Below are 11,095 nucleotides of genomic sequence, written 5' to 3'. Positions count from 1 at the left end.
GCCTCGCAGACCAAACCTTGGCGGAAGACTTTACGCCATACAGCATCGATCTAAATACCGCTTTCAGCGATGTGGATAACGTGGATGGCGAGTTAACGTTTAGCGTCTCTGGCAACAGCAACGTGTTGGTGTCGATTGAAAATGGCATCGCGACCATTAGCCCAACGGCAGACTGGAACGGCTCTGAAGCGCTGACCTTTACTGCCGCCGATCCAAGCGGCGAGAGCGTTAGCCAAACGGTGAACTTCACGGTAGCGCCAGTGGCGGACATCGTGGCAGATAAAGCGACGGTAGTGGAAGACACGCCGACCATCATCAAGGTCTTAGGTAACGACACGTTCGAAGGCGACGATAAAGTGGTGTCGCTCGATACCAACAACGGTCCAGCCAACGGCACGGTCTCGGTCAACCCGGACGGCAGCGTGACCTACACGCCAAACGACAACTACCACGGTACAGACAGCTTTACCTACATCGTTACGTCCGGTGGCGTCAGCGAGTCCACCACGGTGAACGTCGATGTGACGCCAGTCAATGACAAGCCTGACAGTGAGGACTTTACGCATGTGACTGACAAGCCTGTGACGCAAGTTGTATTTGATACTGATACGAAACCTTTAGGTGATGGCGACTCTCAAGATCATATCGCGGATGTTGAAGACGACTTAAAAGGCAACGATCTACATGTCCGAATTACTGAACTGCCAACCTCAGGTACGTTGTTCTTTAAAGATAGTGATGGTGAGTTGCACGAAATTAAAGAAGTAAGCGATACGCTTTATGACAAAGACAGCCTTTACTATGAAGCTGATAATGTTGGCTTCTTATTAGGTATCAAAGATCGTCCAAATACGCCTAATGGCTCGGAATCTACAACAGATTTCAATAACTGGGGATTAAGTGAGGATGGTGGTTCATCACATTCCCGTACTGAGCATTTAGCAAATGGAGCTTCTATCACCATTTCTTCTGATAGCGGTGAGCTTGCGCAGTACAACCGCCAGGTGTCACACATCGGCAATGGTATCGCTGACAATGATGGGCAGGGTATTGAGAAAGGTGAATCGATTACGATCGATTTGTCTAATAATCCTGTGGGCAGCGTAAACCTTGGCTTAGATGGATTAGGTGGATTGTTTGATTACGGTGATGACAACGCAGCACTTATTACGGTTACATACTTAGATTCAAATAATGTCCAACAGACTCAAACGTTCGAGTTTTTGAAGCCTGAAGGCAACTTCATGCTATTCCAAGAAACAAGCGTTGGTTATGGGAAAGATCTAGCTCTTCCTGAAGGTTCGGTCATTACTCAGTTAGATTTTTCTACGAAAAATGAAGGTAACTGGGAGTTACGTTATGTAGAAGGTGTTCCTGCCGAAGACAGCTTTGGATATGTGGCAGTCGACTCTGAAAATGGCGTTAGCGATCCATCTACAGTCAATATCGTTAACGAAATGTTAGATGGTAATGTTGCGGAAAACGGGCCAAGTCTGTCTGTGGTCGGTGATAGTGTGACCGAGGGTGACAATGTCACGTTCTCGGTTGTTCTAAATGAAACCACTAGCACTGCCGTTAAGTACCAAGTTGATATGCTTGCTCAAGGTTCTTCAGTTGATAAGAATGACGTAAATCTATCAAATGCAACCTATACAAATGGTGTTGTTTTCTTAGGTGGTTACTTGATTGTTCCTGCAGGTATAAGTAGCTTCGAAATATCGATTCCGACTATTGATGACTTGGTTGTGGAAAGCAGCGAAACGATCGTTCTTGAGATCGGCGGTGAAACGGGGACGGCAACAGTTCTTGATAATGACAGTACAAAACTTAGCGTAGTAGATGCCGGCGATGTCATTGAAGGAACTGACGCAATATTTACCGTTTTACTCTCTAACCCTGTTCAAGAGGCCGTTGTCGTCAATCTGAAGTCAACAACAAATGATAGCTATACTGCGGAAGATGTTGATTTAGGCGCTATGGCAGTGACCTATGTGGATACTCATGGTCAAACTCAAACATTAGATATGGCGCCTAATGGAGACGTTACCATACCTCCAGGTGTCGCTGAAATTAAAGTCGCAGTCCCGACCAAACTAGATAATGTCCATGAAGGTGATGAGAGCTTTGGTCTGACGGTTACGGAAATCGGTAGTGTCACCAGTAATGGTATTGCAACTGGTAACGCAAATATTGTGGATTCTGATCCTGCACCTTTAGTTAGTATTAGTGCCGATCAAAACAGCGTAAATGAAGGTGAAACGGCAGGCTTTACGCTGACACTTGATAAAGTTGCAGATGAGAGTGTTACGGTTCATGTCGAATATAGTGGCGTGGCCCAAGATGGAAAAGATTTTGTTGGCGTTCTGAGTGTTGAAGTTCCTGCGGGTCAATCTTCAGCTGCTCTTGACTTACTGACGGTCACCGATGGTATTTATGAGGGCGCAGAATCTTTCACAGTAACCATTAAAGAGGTGGATGGCGCTGATGCGAGCATTGCTTCAAATAACAGCGCAAGTGTTGTGATCGTTGATGCCCAAAGTGCACCGAAAGTGACTATTAGCTCAGATCAATCCTCAGTTGATGAAGGTAGTGATGCAAAATTTATCGTCAACATTGACCAAAAAGCAGATGAAGATGTACTGGTAACATTCACAATCGGAGGGAATGTTGATGACAAAGATTATATTGCTCCAAGTACGTACACAGTCACGATTCCAGCGGGTAAAACGTCGGCGCCGATTGATATAAAAACTCTCGATGATGGTATTTACGAAGATCTTGAAAACCTAACCGTGACTCTAATTGATACGGTTGGTGCAGATTCGACGCTTGCAAGTGACTCGAATGAAGCAACAGTCTCTATTATAGATGCTCAGCACGCTCCAGAGTTCATTTCTGGCGGCGATAGTGCTGGTGACAAGCCAAATGATGATGTTTACGACTTCGGGTCAGTTAACGAAAACACGGCGAGTGGGGCCGTTATCGGCACGGTCGTTGCTGAAGATCACGATAATGACGTGCTTGTATACCGCTTTGCAGATGGCTCGAGCACTAATGGTATTTTTGATATCGACCCGACAAGCGGACAGATTTCATTGAACAAGACAATCGATGATGTTGACTTGGGCGATTATACGCTTCAGGTTGAGGTTATCGATGGAACTGGCGGGATTGATACTGCCGAGGTCAATGTTTCTCTGGTAAATGTGAATGATGCTCCTGAATCTTCGCCTTCAGTGGTTGAGATGAATGAAGATACTCAAGTGATGCTTGATTGGTCATCATTCGGTATTAGCGATGTGGACTCTGACGTATCAGATCTCTCCGTCCAAATTACAACGCTTCCTAGCGATGGATCATTAGAGTACAGAGATTCGCAAGGCGATTGGCAGTCTGTACAAATCGATCAAGTCCTCGATAAATCGCTTTTTGAGGAAAACGGTGTTCGTTTTGTACCTGAATTAAATGAATCAGGCAGTGACAGCTTCGGCGGAAATCAAGTCGGAGATCAGGAATCTAGTTACGCTCAAATTGGTTTTAAACCGACAGATGGGCAGAGCTCTGGTCAAGAGTCGACACTGACAATAGACGTGAACCCTGTAGCTGACAAACCGAACTTAATTGCAGTGACGCCATTAAACTCATTGCCTCAACAAGAGTTTAACGTTACGACATGGAGTAATGTTCAAATTGGTTCTAGTGATGGTATGGGGGTCAATGGAGAGACTCTAATCTCAGCGATCAACGCTCTTAATGAAGCCGATGGTACTCGATTGAGTTGGGCAAATGTGGAAGATTTAGGGACTCATGCAACCTTGGCAAATGAGGCCGTTCTAGTCACATCTCTTGTTTATCTCGAAGCTGGCTCGAGTTACGACTTTGTTGGGCAAGCAGATGATAGCCTTGCTATCAAGTTGGGTGGTACGTTACTTGATCAAGCTCGTTGGGGGAGCGACAGTGGTGATATTAAGGGTGCTAGCTTTACCCCTTCGGTATCTGGCTTTTATCCAATTGAAATCTATCACCATAACCAAAGTGGTCCGGGTAACTTTAATGTGGATGTATCCATTAATGGACAAGCGCCTGTAAATCTGAGCAATAGTAGTCTTTACGTAGTTAGTGATGAAAGTGCACTAGAAGCAACTGATATCAGAGCGTCTGAACTACAAGAAGTTAATGGTGTTGCGTTTTACGAAACATACCAGCTGAACGAAGGGTTACAAGATACAGCGATACCGCTCTCTGAAATTAAAGCAAGCTTAAATGATACAGATGGCTCTGAATCACTTAAAGTCACGCTAACTGGCTTACCTGTAGGTGCGATCCTTTCAGATGGAAATAGTTCTATTACTGTCGCAACTATTGATGAAGAACTGGACGTGACAAGTTGGGCATTAGATGCACTTACTGTGACTCCACCTGCGGGCTCCCATGATGACTTCACTATCAATTTGACTGCAACGAGTACAGAAAGCTCGAATGGTGATTCAGCAGAATCTAACTTGGCGATCAATGTTGTAGTACATGAGAACTTACCGACGGAAACGGAAAGTGATTTGAGCGAAACCATAGAAGACAATACTCTACAAGGGAATGTATTGCTTAATGACTCTGACGGCGACAATATTCTGATGGTAGATCATCTTACTATCGATGGTGCTGATTACGAGGTAGGCGAAAGTGTTTCTTTGACTAGTGGTACGTTACTAGTAAACCGAGATGGTAGTTACATATTTGAACCTGCTGAGCATTGGTCAGGTGACGTTCCATTAATTAGCTATACCACAAATACTGGCGTAACAAATACACTTGATATCAACGTTGCCGCAGTTGCAGATGCCCCTGCGATCACGATTAATGTTGGAGAGTTAGTAAAAAGAGATGCTGTTGATCCTAATCACCACTTAGCTACATCGGCAATAAATAATACCAATACCGAAAATGAGGCTGTCGCAGCCAACCTTGGGTTGGATAATGCAGTACCTAAAATTAATACACACGCTGGTGTTGTGTTGGGAGTCAATACTGACTTAAGTGACACCGACAGCTTGTTTGTTGGGACAGATTTCAACGATGTATTCTATGGTGGCGGTGGCGATGACGTATTTGTTGGCGGTGGTAACAATGATACGTTTTATGGTGATGACGCGACCAGTCTTACTCTGCATGATGGTAAAGATACAGTCTACCTAACAGGGAACTTTGATGACTACAAAATGACCTTCAAAGACGATCATGGCGGTAAAGTTCCATATTGGATTTTATTAGATAGTCGTTCTATCGATTCGGTAAACGATCATACAGGTAGTGATGACCGAGGTGATCATTTATATGAAATTGAACGCGTTGTTTTTGCAGACAAAATTGTTGATTTGAAACCTGATGGCACTTATGAAGTGCTTCAAGATCGCTGGATTTCGGTCGATGTGGATGTTGATCTAGTTGATGTCGATGGAAGTGAGGATTTAGCGCAGACTGCTCTTGTACAAGATCTACCAGACGGTGTTGACGTGTATGTTGATGGGCTCGCAATTAAGCAAGATTCAAATGGAGATTACCCTGTCACTCTTGGTACAGATGGTAAGCTTTCCCTGGATATCAGAGTGCCATTCGATTATGAAGGCAGCTTAGAGTTCCCGCTAAGCGTTACTGCTACGTCTGTTGAAGGATCAAATAATGACGCAGCTTCAACAACTGAATCCGTTGAGCTTACAGCTCGTGACTATGTGTTGGAGTCGGGATCACATGGGAATGATCAGATAACGGGTAGTGACGATCACGATATTATTGTTGGTGATGTTCAAGGATTGGAGATCATTGCAGGTCAGGACTACAACATCGCATTTGTTCTGGATACTTCAGGGAGCATGGGTAACTGGGTAGGAACTGCGAAGCAAGAAGTGCTAGACGTGTTTGATGAGCTGTTAAGTGCGGTAAATCAAGGAGAGAAGCCAGGGACAGTGAATATTCACCTTAGTGAATTTGCTTCAAGTGCATCAGCGGTGATTTCTGTTGACTTGAGTTCTCTTACAGCAAGAAAAGAGTTTGTAGAAGAGTTGAATCGTGTAATTGATGATGAGGGTTCTGGCGGCACAAACTATGAGGCGGGCTTACAGTCGGCCGTTGAATGGTTCAGCAGTCAACCTAACCCTAATGGCCAAAATATCACGTACTTTGTTACGGATGGTCAACCAAATAGAGCAACATACCTCTATGGTGTAGCACCGAGTGAATTCTCGAAAGTGATTTTGGACGTCGATAATTCTGGCAAGCTTGTTACCCTGCAAGATATTGCGAGTAAAAACAATTACTCATACGGACAAACAGTTACCTACAAAGGTGATGTCGTTATAGATAGTTACGGTAAGGTTTATTCACCGCTAACAGGAAGAATCCTTGGCGATATCGACAGATATTATGGCTCTATCCGTTATTACGATGAAGGGAATAGCTCGACACAAGCTCAACACATGTATCAAGTACTAGCGGCATTGTCCTCTATAGAAGCGATAGGTCTTGGGAGTGGCGTTGATGAACATACACTCAAGCAGTATGACACTGATGGTGTGGTAGAGTCAGATATTGATGTTACTAAGCTTGCTGAAACGATATTGGGTCAAGATGTACCTCTCAAACAAGGTTCAGACACTATTCAAGGAGGTGAAGGTAACGATATCTTGTTAGGTGACTTAATTGAGTTTGGTGGTAATGAACAAGGCTTAAGTGCGATTCAATCACATGTGGCGCAGCAAACGGGTCAGGATGTGTCTACCGTTGACGGCGAAGATATACATGAGTACGTTAGAAATAACTTGGAAGAATTCAACCAAACTCACCAAGGAGATAAATCGGATAATTTATATGGCGGCGCTGGTGATGACTTACTATTTGGTCATGGTGGCAACGACATACTCGTTGGCGGTGAAGGGGATGATATTCTGATTGGTGGTTTAGGTAGTGATACTTTAACAGGGTCAGAAGGGGCCGACATCTTTAAGTGGAGTGAAGTCACTAACGATGTTGATACTGTCACTGACTTCAATAAAAATGAAGACGCTCTAGACTTCTCAGATCTGTTTGACGACTTATCTAAAGATGAAATTGGAGAGCTTCTTAATGATCTTCAATCAGGTGATCATACTGGTGATGTCGGAGAGTATCATGTAGAAGTGGCACCAGACGGGGGATCTGAGGCAAACCTGAGTATTACAAAAGGGAGCTCGACATTGGACATCCATTTTGACGGTGCAAGTGTTGATGATGTGACTCAAAGCTTAATTGCGAGTTTAGAAGCTCAGTACAAAGACATGTAGTAGCGCTAAACTGTAGTCAAATTTAAAATCAAAAAAGGTCTAGCAATTTGCTAGACCTTTTATTTTTACGGTCTGTTTATTGTTGTGCTAGCTTTTTGGAAGTGTTGTGAAAACGGTCCATTCTTTCTTCACTTCACCCTTGTGGCCAATCACTGTTGCGGTTACTCGACGGTTCAATGCGTGACTAACTTGGTCTGTACCTTGTGTCGCAAGTACTGTGTCTCCATAGCCGACAATGGTAACTCTATCTCCACTAATGCCATTCTTCATGAGCTCTTTTCTAACGTTTTCAGCGCGGCGCTTAGATAAGTCAAGATTATGTTCTGCAGTACCAGTGCGACTAGCATAACCTTGAATCTCTATAGACGTGTTCGGGTACTCTTTCAAAAAGTCGGATAGTTCAAGAATTTGTTGCGTAAAGATAGGGTTGATCACATCGGAATCGTTCGCAAATAGTACTCGAATTTGCATTTCTTGTGAGGAGTCAACGTACGAACCACAACCGTCGTTGTCTATTTCGGCACCCAAAGGTGTACCCGGGCACAAATCTCGCTCGTTAATGACTCCGTCAGAGTCATCATCTATATGATCAGCCCACTGATCGGCAATTGGGGTATCTATGTAATCATATTCATCACCACGATCTGATGAACTGCATGCGGAGAGCATTAATGAGAGTGTAATAAAAGCTATGTGTTTCATAATTAATACTCCACTTCTTCTAGCCATTCTTTAGGCATTTCAACCCTTAATGCACTCAACAGTTGCCCAGTTGCGTTCATCACTCGATATTTGGCGTACTGCTCTGCGTATTTAGAATCTAAGTAGTCTTTACGCGCCTCAAAGAGCTCGTTTTCAGTGTTCAATAGATCAAGCAGTGTTCGTTTACCGATGCGATATTGCTTCTCGTAAGCAATTACGGTTTCAGACGCAGAGTCTACATGATCTGATAGAAACTCTTTTTGTTGTAATGTTAAATCAAGCGCACTCCAAGAAAGCCTTAACCCTTCTTCAACATTGCGATAGGCACCTTCACGCAAGTCTTTTGCTTTATTTAGCTGGTAGGCAAAGTTTTCTGAGTTCGCTGCATCACTGCCACCATTGAATAGGTTGTAGCGTAGACGCAGCATGGCAAGTGTCTCATCACTTCGACCTTTTAAACCATCAGCGTCGTCACGCCATGTTTGCGAAGCTTCAATTGAAATGGTTGGGTAATTAACACCTTTAGACTGTTTGTATTGAAACTTAGCCGAGTCTACGTCTGCGAGCGCCACTTGAATAACGGGATGAAGTTCAAATGCCAAGCCTACCGCTTCATCAACCGTGTACGGGATAAAGTTTTGGTCCGCTCTCGGAAAGATTAACCCTTGTGGTGTTTGACCGACTAAACGAGTGAACATCGTGTGAGAGTCATACAGGTTATTTTGAGCAGCAGCTAAGTTTCCGTGTGCTTTTGCCAAACGTGCTTCTACCTGCGTCAAGTCAGCAGTAGAGCCGATACCCGAGTTGACTCGTTTTTTAATGTCATCGTAAATATCTTTATGAACAGCAAGGTTGTTTTCTGAAAGCTTTAGGACTTCATACGCTTTAACAGCGTCCAAGTACACTTTAGTCACTTCAAGTGCCTTATCTGAAGCATCTGCTAAGAGTTGAAATCTAACAGATTCAGCATCAGCTGCGGTTCGATCAATATCATTTAATGTAGCGCTACCATCCCATATTAGTTGGGTCAGTGTCACTGAAGCTTCCTTTCGAGTGTAATCCGTGTCTCCTCGACCAACTTCATCTGACGGGTCTAATCCTTCATATCCAATTCCAGCATCTAGATCAACAGAGGGGAGGTAAGCACCTGATGAAGCTTCATTTATGTACTTCTGGCTCATAAACTCGTTAAATGCACTCTTAATATCGGGGTTATTTTGTAGCGTCTGTGCAACCGCTTGCTCTAGAGTTTGACCGAAAACTGGTGAAGACACTATTAAGCAACAGCAGGCTATATGTACTCGATTCCATCTCACGTTAGTTCTCCTAAAATCATGTCGCTCTTATTCTGTTTCATATTTGAGACGAGAAGTTACAAACAATGAATTTTCTTAGTGCGTATTATCAACTTGTTGATGTTTAAATGTTTAATTCAATAAAAAACAACAATCTTACTCTCTAAACTCTAGCATACGAGGCAAAGCTTGCTTGGTAAGTGGTCGATTTTTTCGTAGAAAACCTTTTTATCTTAAGAGCATAGCGGAAACTGGTTTAAATGAAGGCAAATTCTTCGGTTATTTTCCTTATTACTCTCAAAAAACTAAATCCTCTTGGAATAAAACGAAAAATTCATATTTTGTCTAAACTATAGACGTGTTTAGTGCAGTAACAAGCCTTTAATTAAACTAATACAAGGATGAAGAGCATGGATCGAGTAGCGTTAAGTTCATTGATGAGCAATGTCGTGGTTATAGGGCTTGATGGGAACCTGAGAAGTCTTGAAAGTGGTCAGCTACCTCAGCCTGGTGAATTAATTATTGAGGAAGTTTCTGATACATCAGAATTAATTGTACAACAGGTAACACCGCAAGGTAGTTCAATTAACGTTACTGATGATGTCACTGCGCTAATCGAGGCTATCGCTAGTGGAGAAGACCCGGCTGCTCTTGGTGAGGATTTTGAGCCAGCTGCAGGTGAGGAAAGTGGTTCTAGCCCCCAAAATACTGGTGCAATAGATCGTACTGGCGCTGAATTGTTGGCTAGTACGAATTTTGAGACCGTCGGTATTGATGGAATCGGACTATCTACAACTCAAGCACTATCTTTGTTGGATCTTTTCAGAGTAATTAATGGCCCTGTACCACCGACTATCTTAGTTCAAGAAATATCTAGTCCGACTATCAACGAAGGTGACCAAGTTGTATTCGATATTACTCTAAGTCAAACAACTGAAGACAACACTGATGTCATTCTTTCTCTCCTTGATGGAACCGCAACAGGCGGCTCAGCTGACGAGAACGGGAGTGACTACGTCAATGAGCGTGTCCTCATAACATTTTCTGATGGTACAACAGAAGAAGTTTCAGTCGGTGAAAGCGGAACCTTTACCATTTCGATCCCACCGGGTGAAAGTGACTTTACGGTCTCTATAGACTCTATTGACGACTCTATATTTGAAGGCCCAGAAACGTTTACGCTCTCTGGCACGACAGAAGAACAAAGCACACCTGTTACTGGGACTGCCACTATTTTAGATGATGGTAGTGGACCTGGCTCAAATCCTGATGATGATCGCCCAGCGGTAACGATGAGTGATGCAGGTACGGTTAATGAGGGTGATACAGCGAACTTCAAAGTGACGCTGTCGAATGCCTCCGAGTCCGCTGTTCAAGTCGAGCTAGGCCTGAACTTAGGCGATACCGAAGTCGGTGACTTAGGTACCTTAGAATACAACACGGGAAGCGGTTGGGTGACAGTGCCAAACGATGGCGTAGTCACGGTGCCAGCAGGGCAAACTGAGTTTGATGTGCGCATCGCTTCCATTGATGATGCGGTGTACGAAGGCCCAGAAGATTTCAGTGTCACGGTAACCGGCATTGGCGCAGTACAAGGCAGCGATACGGGGTCGGCAACGAGAGTGGATGACGGCAGTTGCCCGGGTCCCGATCCGGATGATGACCGTCCAAGCGCGACTATTTCAGACGCTGTCACCATCAATGAGGGGTAGACAACGAACTTCAAAGCGACGCTGTCGAATGCTCCCGAGTCCACTGTTCCAGTCGAGCCATGCCTGTACTTAG

Annotated in this window: 3 protein-coding genes and 1 pseudogene; 2 read left to right on the top strand and 2 right to left on the bottom strand. The window is 44.0% G+C overall.

Going from position 1 to position 11,095, the window contains the following annotated elements:
* The first annotated feature begins 17 nt into the window (after positions 1-17).
* The gene (locus IJ23_RS21095; RefSeq protein WP_327196526.1) at positions 18-7,313 is read left to right on the top strand and encodes a tandem-95 repeat protein; all 7,296 of its coding nucleotides are present in this window, start codon (positions 18-20) and stop codon (positions 7,311-7,313) included.
* 87 nt (positions 7,314-7,400) lie between these two features.
* On the opposite strand, the gene IJ23_RS21090 is transcribed toward IJ23_RS21095, so the two are convergent.
* On the bottom strand, positions 7,401-8,015 hold the full coding sequence (locus tag IJ23_RS21090) for an OmpA family protein (RefSeq protein WP_005377363.1): 615 nt from the start codon (positions 8,013-8,015) through the stop codon (positions 7,401-7,403).
* Positions 8,016-8,017: 2 nt separating this feature from the next.
* Positions 8,018-9,331 (bottom strand): TolC family outer membrane protein, encoded by a 1,314-nt coding sequence (locus IJ23_RS21085; protein ID WP_021707835.1) that lies wholly within the window; start codon positions 9,329-9,331, stop codon positions 8,018-8,020.
* Positions 9,332-9,720: 389 nt separating this feature from the next.
* On the opposite strand from IJ23_RS21085, the pseudogene IJ23_RS21080 reads away from it, so the two are divergent.
* Positions 9,721-11,019: pseudogene (locus tag IJ23_RS21080) on the top strand (Calx-beta domain-containing protein); the annotation flags it as partial.
* Between the last annotated feature and the right edge of the window lie 76 nt (positions 11,020-11,095).

Origin of the sequence: Vibrio sp. OY15 (assembly GCF_000742455.1) — a bacterium.
Classification (GTDB): domain Bacteria; phylum Pseudomonadota; class Gammaproteobacteria; order Enterobacterales; family Vibrionaceae; genus Vibrio; species Vibrio alginolyticus.
The sequence above is the reverse complement of the archived record's forward strand: the minus strand, read 5'-3'. Positions and strand labels throughout refer to the sequence as shown.

What these genes read in the sequence shown, in the direction of transcription:
- IJ23_RS21090 (WP_005377363.1), bottom strand. Translation starts at nt 8,015, where the DNA reads ATGAAACACATAGCTTTTATTACACTCTCATTAATGCTCTCCGCATGC.